18 protein-coding genes are annotated in these 19,323 nt (G+C 68.9%); 17 read left to right on the forward strand and 1 reads right to left on the reverse strand.

Features of this window, described 5'->3' with window-relative positions; genetic code table 11:
- The first annotated feature begins 13 nt into the window (after positions 1-13).
- The 11 genes from D1J51_RS01505 to D1J51_RS01555 all read left to right on the forward strand — a co-directional run bounded on the left by D1J51_RS01505 (position 14) and on the right by D1J51_RS01555 (position 12,968).
- Positions 14-1,153: an ABC transporter substrate-binding protein gene (locus D1J51_RS01505; protein ID WP_205547628.1), complete on the forward strand. Its 1,140-nt coding sequence runs from the start codon at positions 14-16 to the stop codon at positions 1,151-1,153.
- A gap of 7 nt (positions 1,154-1,160) precedes the next feature.
- Positions 1,161-2,117: an ABC transporter permease gene (locus D1J51_RS01510; RefSeq protein WP_119073392.1), complete on the forward strand. Its 957-nt coding sequence runs from the start codon at positions 1,161-1,163 to the stop codon at positions 2,115-2,117.
- A gap of 3 nt (positions 2,118-2,120) precedes the next feature.
- Entirely contained in the window at positions 2,121-2,900 is a 780-nt protein-coding gene (locus tag D1J51_RS01515; protein WP_119073393.1) for an ABC transporter permease, read from the forward strand.
- A 36-nt stretch (positions 2,901-2,936) separates the two neighbouring features.
- Complete coding sequence (locus tag D1J51_RS01520; protein WP_119073394.1) at positions 2,937-4,013, forward strand: ABC transporter ATP-binding protein; 1,077 nt, start codon at positions 2,937-2,939, stop codon at positions 4,011-4,013.
- A complete protein-coding gene (locus tag D1J51_RS01525; protein ID WP_119073395.1) occupies positions 4,001-4,870 on the forward strand; it encodes an alkaline phosphatase family protein in 870 nt (289 codons plus the stop codon). The genes D1J51_RS01520 and D1J51_RS01525 overlap by 13 nt, the downstream gene beginning before the upstream one ends.
- Positions 4,871-4,923: 53 nt before the next feature.
- The gene (locus D1J51_RS01530) at positions 4,924-5,448 is read left to right on the forward strand and encodes a hypothetical protein (protein ID WP_119073396.1); all 525 of its coding nucleotides are present in this window, start codon (positions 4,924-4,926) and stop codon (positions 5,446-5,448) included.
- Positions 5,448-5,768: a hypothetical protein gene (locus tag D1J51_RS01535; protein ID WP_119073397.1), complete on the forward strand. Its 321-nt coding sequence runs from the start codon at positions 5,448-5,450 to the stop codon at positions 5,766-5,768. The genes D1J51_RS01530 and D1J51_RS01535 overlap by 1 nt, the downstream gene beginning before the upstream one ends.
- 96 nt (positions 5,769-5,864) lie before the next feature.
- Entirely contained in the window at positions 5,865-7,457 is a 1,593-nt protein-coding gene (gene serA, locus D1J51_RS01540) for a phosphoglycerate dehydrogenase (RefSeq protein ID WP_119073398.1), read from the forward strand.
- A gap of 320 nt (positions 7,458-7,777) precedes the next feature.
- The gene (locus D1J51_RS01545) at positions 7,778-9,232 is read left to right on the forward strand and encodes an NAD-dependent succinate-semialdehyde dehydrogenase (RefSeq protein WP_119073399.1); all 1,455 of its coding nucleotides are present in this window, start codon (positions 7,778-7,780) and stop codon (positions 9,230-9,232) included.
- Positions 9,233-9,338: 106 nt separating this feature from the next.
- Complete coding sequence (locus tag D1J51_RS01550; RefSeq protein ID WP_119073400.1) at positions 9,339-12,269, forward strand: FAD-binding and (Fe-S)-binding domain-containing protein; 2,931 nt, start codon at positions 9,339-9,341, stop codon at positions 12,267-12,269.
- Between the two features lie 30 nt (positions 12,270-12,299).
- A complete protein-coding gene (locus D1J51_RS01555; protein ID WP_119073401.1) occupies positions 12,300-12,968 on the forward strand; it encodes a GntR family transcriptional regulator in 669 nt (222 codons plus the stop codon).
- Positions 12,969-13,039: 71 nt separating this feature from the next.
- Here the strand turns inward: D1J51_RS01555 and D1J51_RS01560 are convergent, their stop codons facing one another.
- A complete protein-coding gene (locus D1J51_RS01560) occupies positions 13,040-14,044 on the reverse strand; it encodes an Lrp/AsnC family transcriptional regulator (RefSeq protein ID WP_162903604.1) in 1,005 nt (334 codons plus the stop codon).
- Positions 14,045-14,192: 148 nt separating this feature from the next.
- Here D1J51_RS01560 and D1J51_RS01565 point away from each other — a divergent pair, with 148 nt between their 5' ends.
- The 6 genes from D1J51_RS01565 to D1J51_RS01590 all read left to right on the forward strand — a co-directional run bounded on the left by D1J51_RS01565 (position 14,193) and on the right by D1J51_RS01590 (position 19,210).
- On the forward strand, positions 14,193-15,074 hold the full coding sequence (locus tag D1J51_RS01565) for a substrate-binding periplasmic protein (protein WP_119073403.1): 882 nt from the start codon (positions 14,193-14,195) through the stop codon (positions 15,072-15,074).
- A 26-nt stretch (positions 15,075-15,100) separates the two neighbouring features.
- Entirely contained in the window at positions 15,101-15,868 is a 768-nt protein-coding gene (locus D1J51_RS01570) for an amino acid ABC transporter ATP-binding protein (RefSeq protein ID WP_119073404.1), read from the forward strand.
- Positions 15,865-16,521, forward strand: a complete 657-nt coding sequence (locus D1J51_RS01575) for an amino acid ABC transporter permease (RefSeq protein WP_119073405.1) — start codon at positions 15,865-15,867, stop codon at positions 16,519-16,521. Before D1J51_RS01570 ends, D1J51_RS01575 begins: the two co-directional genes overlap by 4 nt.
- On the forward strand, positions 16,518-17,171 hold the full coding sequence (locus tag D1J51_RS01580; RefSeq protein ID WP_119073406.1) for an amino acid ABC transporter permease: 654 nt from the start codon (positions 16,518-16,520) through the stop codon (positions 17,169-17,171). Before D1J51_RS01575 ends, D1J51_RS01580 begins: the two co-directional genes overlap by 4 nt.
- A gap of 102 nt (positions 17,172-17,273) precedes the next feature.
- A complete protein-coding gene (locus D1J51_RS01585) occupies positions 17,274-18,479 on the forward strand; it encodes an FAD-dependent oxidoreductase (protein WP_162903605.1) in 1,206 nt (401 codons plus the stop codon).
- A gap of 47 nt (positions 18,480-18,526) precedes the next feature.
- The gene (locus tag D1J51_RS01590; RefSeq protein ID WP_119073408.1) at positions 18,527-19,210 is read left to right on the forward strand and encodes a haloacid dehalogenase type II; all 684 of its coding nucleotides are present in this window, start codon (positions 18,527-18,529) and stop codon (positions 19,208-19,210) included.
- Positions 19,211-19,323: the final 113 nt, after the last annotated feature.

The following is a 19,323-nucleotide window of genomic DNA, read 5'->3' on the forward strand; positions in this document are numbered from 1 at the left end:
AAAGTGACCAGCAGTGCCTCACAAGAACACTCACGCCATCCGCGTGCTCGGCGTCGCCGCACTCGCCCTGGGCCTCGCCGGACTCACCGGCTGCGCCTCTTCCGGGGCAGAGGCCGGCAGCAAGGCCGGACTGGGATCATCGCTGGAAGAGATCACGCAGCTCGCGAAGGACGAGGGCAAGGTCCAGCTCATCGCCTACCCGGAGACCTGGGCCAACTACAAGGAGTCCTTCGACATCTTCTCCAAGGCCACCGGACTCGGGGTCGAGGTCTCGAACCCCGACGGATCGAGCGCCGAAGAGCTCGAGGCCGTGCGCAACCTCAAGGGGCAGGCCACCCAGCCCGACGTGCTCGACATCGGCGCGACCTTCACCCAGCAGGCGATCGACGAGGGGCTCGTGCAGCCCTACAAGCCGTCCACCTTCGACGAGATCCCGGACGCGCTGAAAGATCCGGACGGCAATTGGACGGCCGCCTACTACGGTGTCATGAGCATCGGAGTCAACGCGAACGAGGTCGACGTGCCCAAAACCTGGATGGACCTCAAGGATCCGCAGTACAAGGGCAAGATCGCGATGGGCGACCCCCGCGAGGGCGCCGCTCAGCTCGCCCAGGTGTTCGCTGCGAGCCTCGCGAACGGCGGATCGGCCGATGACATCTCGAAGGGCATCGAGTTCTTCGCCGAGCTCGCGGAGGGCGGCTATCTGGTCTCGACCGAGTCGAGTTCGCAGGCCCTCGCCACGGGGGAGGCCGCAGTCATGCTCGACTGGAACTTCAACTTCCCCGGCATCGTCGACGAGATGCAGAAATCGGGCGTCGATCTGCAGGTGTCGACGCCCACGGACGGCGTGTTCGGCACCTACTACGCGCAGCCGCTCACGATCGACAGCCCGCAGCCCAACGCCGGTGCGCTCTGGATCGAGCACCTGCTGAGCGACGAGGGAGCCATCTCCTACGCGAAGTCGGGCGCGATCCCAGCGCGCTACGAGACGCTCGTCAAGAACGGCGCGATCCCAGCCGACGTGCTCGAGAAGCTGCCTCCGGCCGACATCGTGGCGCAGATCCAGTTCCCGACGGCCGAGCAGAACGATGCGGCGACCAAGCTGATCATGGCCGAGTGGGGCACCAAGGTCACCGGGAAGATGGGCTTCTGACGCACCCATGTCCGTGACGCTCATCGATCAGGACAGAGACGGCGTCGCCCCCGAGGCCGGAGTCGACTCCGCACCGGCGGCGACGAGCGGGAGGGGGGATCGCCCCTCCCGCTCGCGGAGCCTCCTGAGCCTGCTCGGCACCCTGCCGTACTTCCTCTTCGTCGGGCTGTTTCTCGTCGTGCCGGTGATCGTGACGATCGTCAAAGCGTTCCAGGATTCCGAGGGCGCCTTCACGCTCGACAACTTCGCCCAGCTGGGCGAAGAGCAGTACGTGAACGCCTTCGCCAACTCCATCAACCTCTCGCTCGTCACGTCGCTCATCGGCTCCGTCTTCGGCCTCGTGGTCGGCTGGGCGCTCGTGAACGCGACCCGCCCGAGATGGCTGAACCAGCTCGTCACCTCGCTCGCCGCGGTCGCCTCGCAGTCGGGCGGCCCGCCCCTCGCGTACGCGTTCATCGCGTTCATGGGAACCCAGGGCCTGCTCACCGTGTGGCTGCAGGATCTCTTCGGCTTCTCGCTGAACGAGCTGATCCCGATCGCCTCGTTCTGGGGCATCGTCTGCGCCTACCTGTACTTCCAGGTCCCGCTCATGGCGATCCTCTCCATCCCGGCGCTGCAGGGCGTGCGCAAGGAGTGGATCGACGGCGGGCTCAGTCTCGGCGCGAGCCGCGTCCGCATCCTCTTCACTGTCACGCTCCCGATCCTCGCCCCCTCGCTCGTCGGCGGCTTCCTGCTGCTGTTCGCCAACGCGTTCAGCGGCTACGCGGCCGCCTACGCTATGGCGGGCAGCGCCGCGAGCCTCGTGCCGATCCTCATCGGCTTCTTCCTCTCGGGCAACGTGCTCGTCAACCAGGGCCTCGCCTCGGCGCTCATCGCCGGCATGGTCGCGATCATGCTCGTCGCGATGGGGCTGCGCGCGATCCTGCTGAAGCGGGCCACCCGCTGGTCGCAGCAGGGGGACTGAACCGTGAAGCGATTCCTTCCCCACGCCGTACTGGTCGCTTCCCTGATCGCCGCCTGCCTGCCGCTGATCGCCGTCGGCGCATTCGGCTTCTTCAACGTGCGCGACGGCTTCACGATCGCGCCGGTGCTCGAGCTCTTCGCGAGGGCCGACGCCGTCGAGGCGGTCGCCAACTCGGCGATCCTGACCGTGCTGACCGTCGTGGTGGGCTACGCGATCGTGATCCCGAGCCTCGTCTGGATGCACCTGCGGGCTCCGAGGGTGCTCGGCCTCGCAGAGACGGCCTCGCTCCTGCCCTACGTCATTCCGGCGATCGCGCTCGTGGGCGGCGTGAACCTCGTGCTGCGGCCGCTCTTCCCGGGCATCTTCGTGAGCCTGTACAGCCTCGTGCCGTTCTACGTGCTCATGACGCTCCCGTTCATGTTCCGCACGATCGACTCGGGGCTGCGCGCACTCGACCTGCGCACCCTCATGCTCGCCAGCCAGAGCCTCGGCAGCAGGTCGATCGGCACGTTCTTCACGGTTGTGCTGCCCAACCTGCGCCCCGCCATCGTCTCGGGATCGCTGCTCGTCGTCATGATGGCCTCGGGCGAGCTCGTCATGGCGCAGCTGCTGCTGCACCAGACCTTCCCCACCCTGCTGATCGAACTGGGCCAGTCGCAGGTGCGGCTCGCCGCGGCGCTGAGCTTCATCTCGATCGTCGGGTCCTGGCTGCTCATGGCGGTCATGGTCTTCGCCGGACGAGGCAGGAGCGCCACCGGGCGCGCCACCCAGTTCACGATCTGAGCTCGCCCCGCCGAGCACCATCCGAAAGGCATTCCGATGACGAACACGAACAGCGCCGGGGCCTCCGGCCTTATCCTCTCGCAGCTCACGAAGGTCTACGGCGACAGGACCGTGCTGCGCGCCATCGACCTCGACGTGCGCCCCGGCGAGCTCGTCACGCTGCTCGGGCCGTCGGGCTGCGGCAAATCGACCGCGCTGAAGATCATCGGAGGCTTCGAGCAGGCCACGTCGGGCCGAGTCGTCATGGGCGGCACCGACATGACGCGCACTCCGGCGCGCGAGCGGGGCACGGGCATCGTGTTCCAGCAGTACTCGCTCTTCCCGCACATCACGGCGGTCCAGAACATCGAGTTCGGGCTGAAGGTGAAGCGCGTCGGCAGGGTCGAACGGCGAGCGCGCAGCGAGGAACTGCTCGCCCTCGTCGGTCTCGAGGAGCACGCCGGCAAGTACCCGCATCAGCTCTCCGGGGGGCAGCAGCAGCGCGTCGCGCTCGCCCGCGCGCTCGCCGTCGAACCCCGCGTGCTGCTGCTCGACGAGCCGCTCTCGGCCCTCGACGCCCTCGTGCGCGAGCGGTTGCGCGAGGAGATCGTGCGGATCCATCGCGAGCGGGGCACGACCACCATCATGGTCACCCACGATCAGGAGGAGGCGCTCGCCATGGCGGATCGGGTCGCCGTCATGCACGAGGGCAGGATCGCGCAGTTCGATACCCCGCAGGCCCTCTACCGCTCGCCCGAGCCCGGCTTCGTCGCGAGCTTCATCGGCGTGATGAACCGGATCAGGCCCGAGCAGGTGACCGAGACCGACGTTCGCGTGTTCGGCAGCGCGCAGCCGATCGCCGACGTGCGCCTGGACGAGAACGGCGAGCTGCTGCTCCGCCCGGAGGACCTCGACCTCGCGCCGATCCGGGACCTGCGCGAGCGCAACGACGGGCAGGGGATCATCACCGACCTCACCTTGCGGGGCGGGTTCACGAGCGCGACCGTGCTGCTGGAGGACCTCGATCGGAGCGTGCGCGTCGACATGCCGACCGGGCGCGCCGTCGGGCTGCGCACCGGAGACCGCGTGCAGGTGTCGACGGTGAGGCGCGGGGAGGCCGCGTGGACGCGGTGAAGCTGCTGCTGGTCGGCCTCGACGGGCTCCGGATCGACCGCGCCTTCGGCACGGGGCTCGCCCCGAACCTCGACGCGCTCGCGGCCGCGGGCCACTTCGTGCGCTCGGAGGTCGAGGGGCCCACGATCTCGGGGCCCAGCTGGGCCACGATCCTCACAGGGGCGACGCACGCCGAGCACGGCATCGACGACAACCTGATGCGGGGCCACCGCCTGGCCGAGCACCCGGACTTCCTCACCCGCGCCTGGCAGCGCGACCCGAGCACCACCACTTACGCGGCCGCGGGCTGGCCGAATCTCACCGACCCGGCCGGAGCGGGACCGATCGTGCGCCTGCGCCGGGAGCAGATCGACGCGGGGCAGCACGGCGTCGTCAGTCTGAACGGCGAGCTGTACGGCTACCGCGCGGTCGATCCGGAGATCGCCGCCCGCGCCCGGCTCGCCCTCGCGCACGCAGGCCCCGACCTGTCCTTCGTCTACTTCTGCGAGACCGATGATGCCGGGCACTACTTCGGCGTCTTCACGCCGCAGTACGACGAGGCGCTGGGCAACTCCGACCGGCACGTCGGGACGCTGCTCGATGCGGTCGACGCGCGCGTGCGGCAGTTCGGCGAGACCTGGGTCGTCGCGGCCACGACCGATCACGGTCACGTCGACGCCGGCGGGCACGGCGGCGGCGCCCCCGAGGAGACGCAGACCTTCCTGCTCGCCTCGGTGCGCGGCGGCGAACTGCCCCCATCGCTCCCCGAGCGGCTCGCCCCGCGCGAGTACGTCGACTGGCTGCTGGAGCTTCGCACCGGGCTCGGCGGCGGCCCCGGGCACGCGGCGGCCGCCGAGGTCTCGGTCGGGGTCGCGTGAGCGGCGGCGAGTCTCCCTGCGATCTCCGAGGGTCGCCTGGCTAGGCTGGACTGATGCGAAAGAAGACGGCCCGAGGCGCGCGCGAGGAGCGGCGCGAGAGCTCGCCCGCGCTCGGCTGGAGGGTGGAGCCCGATCCGGATCCAGCGCCGCTGCCGGAGGCCCCCGACGGGGCCGCCCGGGCGACCGCCGAGGACCTCGGCGATCCCGCCGTCCCCGACCCGTCCGGCGCCGCGGAGCGATCCGACGAGGCGCCCGAGGAGGATGACCGCCCGCAGCTGAGCAATGCGGCGCTCGTGCTGCTGGGCGTCTCCGGCGGTCTGTACCTGCTCTACGCCTGGGTCTGGCTGAGCTGGGCCCGCTACTACGCCGAGTCGAACGCGGCGGTGGCCTCTTCGAGCGGCGCCCTCGGCGCGGTACTGCAGCAGACGGTGTTCTGGGCGGCGCCGCTCGCCCCGCCGCTGTGGTTCCTCGCGGTGCTGCTGCTCAACCGGGGCAGCACGCCGCGCATGGCGCTCTGGATCGGGATCGGCGCGATCTTGCTGGTGCCGCTGCCCGTCTTCGGGGGAGGCGGTTCGTGATGATCGGGAGGATCGTCGTCTGGACCGTCGGGGCGCTGCTGACCGGACTGTACGTCTACACCGTGGCCGCGAGCGTCGGCAACATCGTGATGCTGCCGCGGATGGCCACGTCGATGGGCCTCGGGATCACCCCCTGGGGCTGGTTCTGGCTGGCCTTCGGAGCGCTGCTGCCGGCCGTCGTCTACGCGCTCGCGCTCCTGGTCGCGCGCGGTCGGAAGGCGGCGCTGCGCCTGCTCGTACTCGCCGCGGGACTCGGCCTGGTCGCGGCCGCGCAGCTCGAGGTGATGCACCTCGTTCCGCAGACGAGCTTCTTCGCGTGACGGCGCTGAACGCCCGGGATCGCGCCGCGCGATAGACTGGAAGCCCGGTGCCGTGCGCCGGGTCGTTTTTGCCGCCGACTCCGAAGGAAACGCTTGATGTCTGCGCCGGTCGTGCTGATCGCCGAACAACTCTCGCCCGCCACCATCGCCGCGCTCGGCCCCGACTTCGAGGTGGTGCACGTCGACGGTACCGATCGCGACGCGCTGCGCTCGGCGCTCGCGACCGCCGACGCCGTGCTCGTGCGCTCCGCCACGCAGATCGATGCCGAGGCGCTGAGCTGGGCGCCGAGGCTGAAGGTCGTCGCCCGCGCCGGGGTGGGGCTCGACAACGTCGATATCAAGGCGGCCACGCAGGCCGGCGTCATGGTGGTCAACGCCCCCACCTCCAACATCATCAGCGCGGCCGAGCTCACGGTGGCGCACATCCTCGGGCTCGCGCGGCGCGTGCCCCGCGCGCACGCCTCGCTCTCGGCGGGGGAGTGGAAGCGCTCCTCGTTCACGGGAGTGGAGCTCTACGAGAAGACCGTGGGCATCGTCGGCCTCGGCCGCATCGGCGCGCTCGTGGCCGAGCGCCTGCGCGGCTTCGGCGTCGAACTCGTCGCGTACGACCCCTATGTGACGGCCGCCCGTGCGCAGCAGCTCGGCGTGCAGCTCGTCACCCTCGATGAGCTCGTCGAGCGCGTCGACTTCCTCACGATCCACATGCCCCGCACGCCCGAGACGCTCGGCATGGTCGGTGCGGAGCAGCTCAGGGCCATGAAGAGCACCGCCTACGTCGTCAACGTCGCACGCGGCGGCCTGATCGACGAGGCCGCTCTCGCCGACGCGCTCTCGAAGGGGGAGATCGCCGGCGCGGCGCTCGACGTGTTCGTGCAGGAGCCGCCGGCCGACACCTCGCTCACCGGCCTGCCGAACGTCAACGTGACGCCGCACCTCGGCGCCTCCACCGAGGAGGCCCAGGAGAAGGCCGGCGTCTCGGTCGCCAAGTCGGTGCGACTCGCGCTCGCGGGCGACCTCGTGCCGGACGCCGTGAACGTGGCCGGCGGTGTGATCGACGAGTACGTGCGCCCTGGCCTGCCGCTCACCGAGAAGCTGGGCCAGGTCTTCGCCGGACTGGCCGACGGGCCGCTCGCGTCCCTCGACATCGAGGTGCACGGCGAGCTGTCGGAGCGCAATGTGGAGGCGCTGCGCCTCGCCGCGCTCAAGGGCATCTTCTCCAGGGTGGTCAGCGATCCCGTCTCCTACGTCAACGCGCCCCTCCTCGCCGAGCAGCGCGACGTCGAGGTGCGCTTCAGCGTCGACGCGGTCTCCGAGAGCTACCGCAACGTCGTCACCATCCGCGGATCGCTCACCGACGGCACCCGGGTCTCGGTCTCGGGCACCCTCACCGGCCCCAAGCAGATCGAGAAGATCGTCGAGGTCAACGGCTACGAGGTCGAGCTGCCCATCCCGGAGCATCTCATCGTGTTCAGCTACACCGACCGCCCCGGCATCGTCGCGACCTACGGCGGCATTCTCGGGGAGGCGGGCGTGAACATCGCCGGCCTGCAGATCGCGCGCGACGAGAAGCAGGGCACCGCGCTCTCAGTGCTCTCGGTCGACGCGCCGGTCGAGGAGTCGATCATCGGCGCGCTGCGCGGCGCGATCGGCGCCGAGAAGCTCGTCACGATCGACGTCGACGCGCTGTAGGAGCTCTCCGCGGGGAGGCACGGGTGCCGGGCCTCCCCCTGATGCCGCTCGACGGTCCGCACTGCTCCTGGCTGAACGGGTCTCGCCTGGAGGCCCCGCGGCGGATGGCCAGCCCGTCGATGACCCCGAACCGCTCCCGTCTCGCACGGCCCGGCACCCCGAGTCGCGTGGGGCCGCCTCAACCGCCACGCGCGGTATCGGCAGGCCGGCGGGCGGAGTTGCTCGGGTTGCATAACTGTTATACAGTTAATCGCCGCGCGAAGTTCGCTGCGCACCGGTCGTCCACGAGCGGTGATACGGCACGAAGGGAACCCCTGGCAATGGCGCGACTCGATCTCTCGAACGTCCCGAGGGGCGTATTCATCGGTGGCGAGTGGGAGGACCTGCCCGACAACCCGCGGATCGTGGTGAGCAACCCGGCCACCGACGAGGTGCTCGCCGAGATCGCCGACGCGAGCGCCGAGGACGGGCGGCGCGCGGTGGAGGCGGCGGTCGCAGCCCAGGAGGCCTTCGCCGCGATGTCCCCGCAGGAGCGTTCGGAGATCCTGATCCGCGCGCACGCGCTGCTGCTCGAGGCGAAGGAGGAGCTCGCGGCGATCATGACCGCGGAGATGGGCAAGCCCTTCGTCGAGGCCTGCGGCGAGGTCGACTACTCGGCCGCCTACCTCCACTGGTACGCGCAGGAGGGCGTGCGAGTACAGGGCTCGCACAGCCAGGCGCCGAGCGGTCGCGGCCAGATCGTGCTGTCCCGGGAGCCCGTGGGCGTCTCGCTGCTGATCACCCCCTGGAATTTCCCCCTCGCGATGGGGGCCCGCAAGATCGCGCCCGCGATCGCGACCGGTTGCGCCGTGGTGGTGAAGCCCGCCGAGAAGACACCGCTCACTATGCTCTTCCTCGCGCGGCTCTTCCAGCGGGCCGGGATCCCCGCAGGCGCCCTCAACGTCGTGACGACCTCGGCGTCGAGCGCGCTCACCGCGCCGATCCTCGCAGAGGGCAAGGTCCGCCACCTCTCGTTCACGGGCTCGACCCGCGTGGGCAGCCTGCTGCACGGGCAGTGCTCCGAGCACATGATCCGCACCTCGCTCGAGCTCGGCGGCAACGCCCCGTTCATCTTGTTCGGAGACGCCGACATCGACAGCGCGCTGACCGAGGTCACCGCCGCGAAACTGCGCAACATGGGCGAGGCGTGCACCGCCGCGAACCGCATTCTCGTGCAGCGCGAGATCGCCGGGGAGTTCGCGGAGCGGCTGGGAGAACGGTTCTCCGCGCTGAGGCTCGGCGACGGCCTGGACGAGAGGACCGACCTCGGCCCGATGATCGACCGGGCGAGCTGCGAGCGCATTCAGGGCCTCGTCAACGACGCGGTCGCCAAGGGGGCCAGAATCGTCACCGGCGGCGCCCTGCCCGAGGGCGCCGGCTCGTTCTACCCGCCCACCGTGCTCGCCGACGTGACGCGCGATGCCCGCCTGATGTCCGAGGAGATCTTCGGGCCCGTCGCCGCGATCGTCGCGTTCGACGACGAGGACGACGCCGTGGCGGTCGCCAATGACACCGAGTACGGTCTCGCCGGCTACCTCATGACCGAGAGCCTCGCCCGGGCCATGCGCGTCTCGCAGCGCCTCGAGGTCGGGATGGTGGGGATCAACTCGGGCATCATCTCCGACGCCGCGGCGCCGCTCGGGGGCGTGAAAGCCTCGGGCCTCGGTCGCGAGGGCGGTGTGCTGGGGATCGACGAGTTCCTGGAGTACAAGTACACCTTCATTCCGAACTCCTGACTCGTACCGGTTACCGCGCACACCGTCACCCGGCGCCGCGCGGGCCCGAGCCCGGCACCAGCCACCGCACGCCCGCACTCGCGGACACGAGAGAGAGGCAGACGGAATGTCGCAGACGGCACTGATGAGTGCGCCGGTGGACGAACCGGCCCAGGCGCTGCTGCGCCGTCTCGCCGAGGCGGGGATCGACGTCGACGCCTCCGAGCGCCGACGGCGGGAGTACTCCTACGACGCGTCGAACTACCGGGTGCGCCCCGAATTCGTGGTGTTCCCGCGCACGGTGCGGGAGACGAGGGACGCACTGGCTCTCTGCGCCGATGCGCGGATCCCGGTGACCACGCGCGGCGGAGGCACCTCGATGGCCGGCAACGCCGTGGGCGCGGGCGCGATCGTCGACCTCTCGCGTCGGCTTCGCGCGATCGACGAGATCGACGTGGAGGGCGGTTCGGTCTGGGTCGACGCCGGTGTGGTCCTCAGCGAGCTGCGCTCGCACGTCGAGCGGGCCACCTCGGGCAGACTGACCTTCGCCCCGGATCCCTCGTCGCACACGCGTGCGACCGTCGGCGGCTCGATCGGCAATGACGCCTGCGGCAATCACTCGGTCGAGTACGGCCGCACGTCGCACCATGTGCAAGAGGTCGAGCTGCTGACGATCGACGGCGCGCATCTCATCGCCGCGGCCGGGGGAGTGCGAGCGGTCGACGGCGAAGATGACCGGTCGACCCGTCGGGCGCGGGAGATCAACGACGAGCTCGAAGCGCTCGCTCACGCGCATCTCGCGAGTCTCCGCACCGAGCTGCAGACCATCCCTCGCCAGGTGTCCGGCTACCACCTCGGGCATCTCCTGCCCGAGAACGGGTTCGACGTCGCGCGGGCGCTCGCCGGAAGCGAGGGGACGTGCGCGGTGATCCTGCGGGCCAGAGTACGACTGGTCGTGAAGCCGGGCCCGACGGCGCTGCTGTGCATCGGATACGGTTCGACGGTGGATTCGGCCCGCGACGTCATGACGATGCTCGAGGTGAAGCCCAGCGCGATCGAGGGGCTCGACTCCTCGATCGTCGACATCATGCGGCATCGGCGGGGGCCCGACAGCGTGCGCTCGCTGCCGCAGGGCCGGGCGTACGTGATGGTCGAGTTCTCCGCCGACACGATCGACGCCGCGGCCGAGCGCTGCGAGACGCTGCTCGGACGGCTCCGCCGGAACGGCCGGGTCGTCGACCAGATCGTCGTCACGGAGCCGGTGGAGCGCGCGAAGCTCTGGCGCGTGCGCGAGGACGGCGCCGGCCTCTCGTCGAAGCGCGTCGACGGAGCGCAGACCTGGCCGGGCTGGGAGGATTCCGCGGTCGCCCCCGAGAGGCTCGCCGGCTACCTGGCGGAGCTGCTGCCGCTCATCGACCGCCACGGGTACTCGGCGTCGATGTACGGCCACTTCGGGGCGGGCTGCGTGCACATGCGGGTCGATTTCGATCTGCGGAGCGACGAGGGACGCCGAACCTTCGAAGCGTTCATGCGCGATGCGGCGGAGCTGGTGGTGGCGCACGGCGGTTCGCTCTCGGGGGAGCACGGCGACGGCCGCGCTCGCGGCGGCCTGCTCGACGTGATGTACTCGGACGAGATGGTCGGCGTGTTCAAGGCGTTCAAGCGGGTGTGGGATCCTCAGAACCTGTTGAACCCCGGGATCATCGTCGACCCGGCGCCCTACACGGAGCATCTGGCGCTGCAGGGCATGCCGGCTCCCGACTCCGCGGCGGCTCCGGCCGGCGGTATCGGGAGCCGGCACCTCGGCATCTTCGTCGGGGAGACGCACGCCTGCATCGGCGTCGGGCGCTGCCGCTCGACGACGGGCGGGTTCATGTGCCCGAGCTACCGGGCGACCATGGACGAGAAGGACTCCACGCGCGGGCGCGCGCGCGTGCTGCAGGAGCTGGTCCGCGCGCAGGGGAGCAGCGCCGGCGGATGGGGCACCGCCGAGGTGCGCGAGGCGCTCGACCTCTGTCTGTCGTGCAAGGCGTGTTCGACCGACTGCCCCACGGGAGTGGACATGGCCGAGGCGAAGTCGGAGCTGATGCAGGATCACTACCGCGGCAGGCCGCGCCCATTCACGCACTACACGATCGGCTGGCTGCCGCGCTGGCTCCCGCTCATCACGCGGATCAGCGGGCTCGCGAACCTCGGAACGAGGATCTCTCCGCTGCGCTGGATCGGTGAGAAGCTCGGGGTGAGCGCCCGCCGGCGGATGCCGGCGTTCAAGCCGCACGCCGAGTTCATGAGACGGGTGCGCGAGGCCGGCTTCACCCCGACCGCCCAGGCCGACGTGCTCATCTTCGTGGACAGCTTCACGAGGGCGTTCAGACCCGAGGTCATTCCGGCGGCGAGCCGTGTCCTGCAGTCCTCCGGCGCGACGGTCGGCTGCACGGCGGACGCGTGCTGCGGACTCACCTGGACCTCGACCGGTCAGCGGGACGCCGCCGCGAAGCGCCTGTCGCGACTCGTGGATCGGCTCGACGACGGCTCCGAGCGCGATATCGTGGTGCTCGAGCCCAGCTGCGCCGCCGCGATCCGCGACGACGGACCGAAGGTGGTCGCGGGCGAGGCCGCCCGCAGGGTCGCCTCGCGAGTCCGCTCTTTCTCGCTCGCGGTCGACGAGGCGATGATGCGCGGCTGGCGCCCGGACACCGCGCCGCCGGAGCGCGCCGTGGTGCAGACGCACTGCCATGAGCATGCCGTGTTCGGTTCCGCGACGCAGCGCCGGGTGCTGAGCAGATGGGGCGTCTCCGAGGTCGTCGAGTCGTCGTCCTGCTGTGGCGTCGCCGGTAACTTCGGCTTCGAAGCGGAGCACTTCGACATGTCGATGAAGGTCGCCGAGCACTCCATCATCCCCGCTCTCGAGCGCGGCGGAGGCGGAGCGGCAGTGCTGACGGACGGCTTCGGCTGCGCGATGCAGGTTTCGCAGATCGATCCGGAGCGGGGGAGCGAGCACCTCGCGATCATGCTCGATCGCGGAGACGCGAGCGGGCCGAGCGGCGAGGATCGGTAGGCTCGGCCGAGGGAGCTGCGGGAGGACGCTGTGACGAATCATGATCCGCTGGAGACCGTATCGGTCGTCTCCGCGGCCGCCAACCGGCTGCGAGACAGCCTCTTCGCGGGCGACTACGCGGCCGGCGAGGAGATCAAGGACACCCGGGTCGCGAGCGCGTACGGGATCGCGCGACCGACCGCCCGGCTCGCCGTGCAGCAGTTGATTGCGGAGGGGGTGCTCATCAGACCCCCGGGGTTCAGCGCGCGCGTGCGGTCCTTCGACCCGGAGGAGGTGCGCGACCTGTACGGCGTGCGCCGGCTCATCGAGCTCGAATCGATCAGGAGGATCCGGGAGGAAAACCTGCCGCTGCACCGTATCGCCGATGCGCTGCAGGGGTTCTCCGATCTCCGCGGAAGCGGGGCGGACTGGTCGCGCATCGCGCAGGCCGACGTCGCGTTCCACAGCGCCGTGGTCGATGCCGCGGGATCCCCGCGGCTGCGCTCCTACTTCGCCGGCATCGTGAGCGAGATGAGGCTGCTGATCGCGCTGCTGAAGGAGCAGTACTCGGGAGGCGAAGCGCTGTACCGGGAGCACGAGGAGCTCTTCGAGCTGCTCGACGGGCGTGGCACGATTCCGCAGATCGAGGCAGCCTGGCGGGCGCACCTGAATTCGGCTCAGCGCTTCCTCGAGATCCGCCTCTCCGGGAGAGGCTCATGAGCCCGGAGCGTTCGAGCGGAGGCGCAGTGAAGCCGAAGGCCGTCGTCGCGCGCGGAGCGGCCGGGGCGTCCTCAGATCAGCGACCCGAACAGCCAGTCCGGGCCGGCCACCCCGCGGTAGGTGTTGTCCTCCACCAGGTTCCACACCCGCTTGTAGACGGCTGACTCGAGGAGCGTCTCGGCGTTCCGGACGCCCGGCAGCTCGCCGAGCACGTCGACCATGAAGGCGTAGACCTCGGTGTGCCTCGGCAGGACGAACTGCCCCACGAGGTTGCTGCTCCCGGCCGATGCGAAGAGCGTCTTGGTCGCGGGATTCGCTGCGAGGAGTCCGGCAGCCTCGGGGAGGTGCGACGGCTTGATGTCGATCCAGGCCCAGAACTTCGCCTGAAATCCGAGCATCTCCGGCTCGACGAGCACGCGGAGCGAGGCGATCTCGCGCTCGAACAGGCTCTCCATGATGCGTCGGGCGGTGTTCTCCGACTTCTGGATCGCGGCGGCGATCGAGGAGTAGGACGCGCGGCCATCGCGCAGCAGGGCTCCGAGCACCCTGCGCTCGTCCAACGACAGCTCGACGTCCGAGGTGCGAGTACTCGTGTCGATCTTCCGCTCGGCGCTATCCGGGAGCCAGTCCTGCCCCGAGGTGTAGGTGTGCGTGACGACGTAGCTCTCCGACTCGACCTCGAAGTCCTGCCTGATGGCCCAGAGCACATCCTGAAGCGAGGGCAGCGTCCGCGGCACGATTTCGGCGAGGCAGTCGGCGGTGCCGAGGGTGAAGCTCAGGTACCGCACGTGGGAGTTCTGCTGCAGACTCTTGAGGAACTCGGGGAGCATCGCGTCCCGACCGCGGAACTTCACCATGGCGGGAGGGCCGAAGCCGAGGCGGGCGACCTCGGTGCGGCCGATCACGCGGATGAGCCCCCGTTGCTGCAGGGACTCGTACCGGCGGCGCACGGTGCTCGTCGAACTGCCGACCTCCGCCGCGATCTTCGGCCACGGAGCGCGGCCGTCGGTGCGCAGCGCCGTCAGGATTCCGAGGTCGAGCTCATCGAACTCCTTCTCGCTTTTCCTCGACGTCACCTGAACAAATCCTCCATTTATTATCTCTTGCATGAACGTATCCTCCTAATATAACCTAATTGTGACGCAGCTGACCTGGTTTCCTCATTCGCGCTCGAAGCCGAGGCCGGCGTAATCAACGACGATCACAAGCTGAATCGAGGATCCCATGGCAATTGAAACCTTCCGCAATCGTAAAAAGCGCGGGCCCGTCGCGTTCGGGGCCGTACTGGCCGCGTTTGCGCTCCTGGTCACCGGCTGTTCCGCCGCCGGCGGTAGCGGAACAGCGGCGATCGACGAGAGCTGCACGCCGGTCGTCGCCGATGTGCAGACGATGAACCCGGGAAAGCTGAAGGTGCTCGAGGTCGAGCACCCGCCGTTCGCGACGATGGAGGGCGGAAAGCTCACGGGCGTCGAGGGCGAACTGGTGCAGAAGATCGCCAAGGACCTGTGCCTCCAGCTCGACGTGCAGGTGACGTCGTTCGCGGGAGCGATCGAGGGGCTGCAGAACAACCGCGGGGATCTCTCGTCGGCCAACTGGACGGTCAACGACGAGCGCCGGAAGCTGTTCGAGGTCAGCGATCCGATGTACCGCAGCCTGATGGGCATCGTCACCAGGGGCGAGGACTGGAATACTGTCGACTCCCTGATGGGGAAAAAGATCGGTACTCCGCAGGGCTACCTCTGGAATGACCAGCTGAAGGCGCTCTACGGCGACAGCGTCGTCGAGTACCAGTCCGACGTCGCGGTCATGGACGACGTGAAGGCGGGCCGCATCGACGCCGGCATCGTCAACAACCACGCCAACTCGTGGCGCATCGCGACGCAGGATCAGTACCAGGATCTGACGCTCAACACGATGACTCCGGACAAGCGTCTGCCGCACACCCAGCAGGACGCGCTTGCCGTGGTGCTGGTGAAGAAGGGGAGCACCGATCTGCGCGACGCGGTCAACACCGTGCTCAAGGACTACCAGGACTCGGGGGAGATGAAGAAGCAGTTCGAGAAGTACGGGCTCGATCCGCAGTTCATCGTGCAGAGCGATTCCTGAGGAACCGTCGAGGGGAGCTGCCGAAGATGGACACGTCCAGCAACAGGATTATTCTCCAGGCGGATACGATCACGAAGTCCTACGGGGGCGACGACGTGCTGAAGGGCGTCTCCCTCGACGTCCACCAGGGCGAGGTGATCGCGCTCATCGGCCCGAGCGGTGCCGGCAAGAGCACCTTCCTGCGCTGCCTCAACTACCTCGAGCGCCCCACGAGCGGGGGGCTGAGGCTCGAAGGACAGGAGGTCTTCGCGGATCCGCTCAAGCCGGGCAAGGACGAACTGGTGGCTCTCCGCCGGCGCGTCGGCATGGTGTTCCAGAGCTTCAATCTGTTCCCGCATCTCAGCGTCCTGAAGAACATCGTTCTCGCGCAGAGGCTCAACGGGCGGCGCTCGACGGCCGAGGCCGAGGAGTATGCGCTGAGACTTCTCGGCCAGGTCGGGCTGCCCGACAAGGGGGCGGCCAAACCCTCCCAGTGCTCGGGCGGCCAGCAGCAGCGCATCGCCATCGCTCGCGCGCTCGCGCTCGATCCCGAGGTCATGCTCTTCGACGAGCCCACCTCGGCCCTCGACCCCGAGATCGCGGACGAGGTGCTCAAAGTGATGCGCGAACTGGCCGAGGGCGGCATGACGATGATCGTCGTGACCCACGAGATGAAGTTCGCGGAGCGGGTTGCCGACCGCGTGCTGCTGCTCGACCAGGGCCGCATCCTCGAGGAGGGTACGCCCCAGCAACTGTTCAAGAACCCGACGCAGGAGCGTACGAAGACCTTCCTGCAGGCGGTGCTGAATAGATGAGCGGCTTCGACCTCGGAGGCCTGTTCACGAGCGTCGGCGCAGGCCTCGGCATCACGGTTCTCCTGACGGTGGTCTCGTTCGTCGCGGGCGCCGTCGTGGCGGTCCCACTCGCGCTGGCGCGGTCCTCGGGCGCGACGGTCTTGCGCTGGCCCGCCATCGCCGTGATCGACATCTGCCGCGGCATCCCGCCGCTCGTGTGGCTGCTCATCATCTACTACGGCATCAGCCCGGTCCTCGTGCTGGATCCTCTTCAAGCTGCTCTGGTCGGCCTGAGCCTCATCTCGGCGGCGTATCTCGCCGAGAATTTCCGGGCCGGGATCGACAACGTGCACCGCGGGCAGCGTGAGGCCGCCATGGCGCTCGGCCTCACCTCAGGGAACCAGTTCTGGAGAATCGTCGCGCCGCAGGCGGTCAACATCGCGTTGCCGCCCTCTGCCTCCTACGCGGTCAGCCTGCTGAAGGACAGCGCCAAGGCGTCGATCATCGGAGTGGCCGACATCATCTTCATGGCGCAGCAGGAGGTCTCGCGCGGAACACCGGCGGTGCTGGTCTTCTCGATCGCGGCCGTGCTGTACCTGATCGTCGGCATCCCGCTGTCCTTCTTGTCGCGCTACGTCGACCGCAAGATCCGAGCGAAGGTTGTGACCGTATGATGTTCGAACAGTGGATCGAATGGCTGCCGGATCTGCTTGGCGGTCTCGTCGTCTCCCTCGCTCTGACCGGTTGCGTCGCGGCGGTCGGGTTTCCGCTCGGACTCGTGTTCGGACTGCTCGGTTCGCAGCAGAAGAGCCGCGTCGTGCGCAACGTCTTCATCGTCATCGTCGAGATCTTCCGGGGCATCCCGCTGCTCGCGGTGATCTACCTGTTGTACTTCGGCCTGCCGAGCACCGGGATCACCCTCAGCGGCTTCGTGACGATGGTCATCGCGCACGGTCTCAACCAGGCCGCCTATTCGAGCGAGGTCTTCCGCGCGGGCATTCTGCACGTGGGGGCCGGGCAGAGGGAGGCCTTCGCTAGCCTCGGCATCACGCCGGTCAAGGGCTTCTTCCACGTCGTGCTGCCGCAGGCGCTCCGCGCCGTGCTGGGGCCGCTGATGTCGCTGCTGATCATGGCCTTCCAGTCCAGCTCGCTCGCCTACGCCATCGGCGTGAGCGAACTCACGAACCGGGCGTTCTCGATCGGCGCGATCACGTTCCAGTACTTCAACGTTCTGGCGCTCGCGGGCGTCATCTACGCCGTGATCGCGATCGCCTGTTCGCGGATCGTGTCGAACGTGGAGGAGCGGCTGAAGGTCGTCCGCTAGCGGTGCACGCGACGCGCGGACACGTTCCGATCCCGCGCGATCGAGACGATGGCCCGGCTACCGCATACCTGAAAACGGAAATCATGGGAGATGAGTGAAGCAATGAAGATCGCAGTCGTCGGTCTGGGCGCCATCGGCGCCCAGGTCCTCTGGCAGCTCAGCCGACGGGCGGGCGTCGAGGCGCACGGATTCGAGAGCGGCTACATCGGGCATCCCCGTGCGGGCGCCGGCGGGGAGGGGCGGCTCTTTCGCAACCTCGAGTTGACGACCGGGGGGTACCTGCCCATCATCAAGCGCTCCGACGAGATCTGGCGCGAGTTGGAGGGTCTCGGCCGGCAGCGGTTGCGCCGGATGGGCGGGGTACTGCTCATCGGCGGCGAATCGAACGTGCAGGTCCGGCACGCGATCTCGGCGGCGCGGGGGTGGGACGTCGAGCACGAAGTGCTCGACACGGCGGCGCTCCGCCGGCGCTTCCCTCAGTTCTCCGTGACGAACGACGACATCGGCGTCTGGGATGTCGGCGGCGGCGTGATCTCGCCCGAGCTGTCGATCGCAGTCGCGGTGGAGCAGGCCGGCGCGAACGGTGCTCTCGTCAACGCCTCGACTCAGGTGAGCGGCGTGGAGGAGACAGCAAACGGGGTGCGGCTGGTCCTGGCCTCGGGCGAGCGGCGGGAGTTCGACCGCGTCGTCGTGGCCTGCGGCGGCTGGACCACGAAGCTCGTACCTGAGCTGAAGAACTGGATCGTCGCTCGCCGGCTCACGTCGGCCTGGTACGCCGGCCGCGATGACGACGGCCTGCGGGAGCTCCCCCCGTTCATGCGGGCCGCGCCCGGCTACTGCTACGGGATCCCGAACGAGGACCAGCGCCTGGTGAAGCTCGGGCTCGGGTTCAACGACCACCTGCCCGTCGGCGATCCGGATCGGGCGCCGCGCGCGCTGACCCACGCCGACGCGCAGGCCGAGGTGGAGCGATTCTCGTGGATCCTGCGGGATCTGCTGCCCGGTCTGCGACCGAACCCCGTTCGCATCGAGACGTTCATCGAGAGCTACACCCGCACCATGCACGAGTTCATGGGAGTGCCCGAGGGCCGCACCAACACCGTGGTGCTCGGCGGGTTCTCGGGTCACGGCTTCAAGATGGCCCCCGCGCTCGGCGAGCTCGGCGCGCAGCTGGTGCTCACGGGCGAGACCGCCATCGACCTCGGATTCCTCGCCGACGCTCAGCCGGCGTTCTCGATCACCGACGTCGAGACCGGTGAGACCACCCACAACGCGGTCGTCGCCTCGCACGACTCGCCGATCCCCTGATCTCCGACCGCCCACCGCACCTCACGAACCGAAACAAAGGAAAGAGAATGAGCAAGAACACCCCGATCGCCACGTTCGACTGCTACCGGACGCTGATCGACTTCGACCTGAACCGCGCGGCGCTGCCGATCGTCGAGGACCGTCTCGACGAGGTCGGCATCGACCACGCCGGCTTCCTCGACAACCTTCGCGTCATGCGCTTCTACGCCGTGGCGCAGGGACCGTACACCAGCTATCAGGACCTGGTGCGCAAGACGCTCGAGAACGCCATGAAGCTGCACGGCGCCCGCTACGAGGATGCGTTCGGCGACCAGCTCGTGGAGGACGCGAAGAAGTTCCCGGTGTTCCCCGAGGTGCCGCAGGCCCTGCGCGAGCTCAAGGAGAAGGGCGTGCAACTCGCGATCATCACGAACTCGGATCGCGACTTCATCCCCCACCACATCGAGACCATCGGCGTTGACTTCGACTATGTGCTCACCGCCGAGGACGCGGGCTGGTACAAGCCGAACGACGGCGCCTTCGAGTACCTGTTCGAGACGATCGACCGCGACCGGAGCCTCGTGACGCACGTCGCGCAGGGCTGGGACTACGACATCATCCCCGCGAAGAAGTACGGCGTGCGCCGCATCTGGGTGAACCGCTACCACCTCACGGGCAGCGACTTCTACCAGCCCTACTTCGAGATCCCGGATCTCACCGAGCTTCCCGCGTTCTGGAACGCGAAGGCCTGAGCGGGTCTTGTCCGGCCTCGTCGGCGCGGCGGCGGGCCCCAGCGGTCTGCCGCCGCGCCGACGCTTCGCCGCGCTGCGGAAATGCGCGGACGAAGCGCAATACCTCTCGGCGG

The organism is Leucobacter sp. wl10 (assembly GCF_003569785.1).
GTDB lineage: Bacteria > Actinomycetota > Actinomycetes > Actinomycetales > Microbacteriaceae > Leucobacter.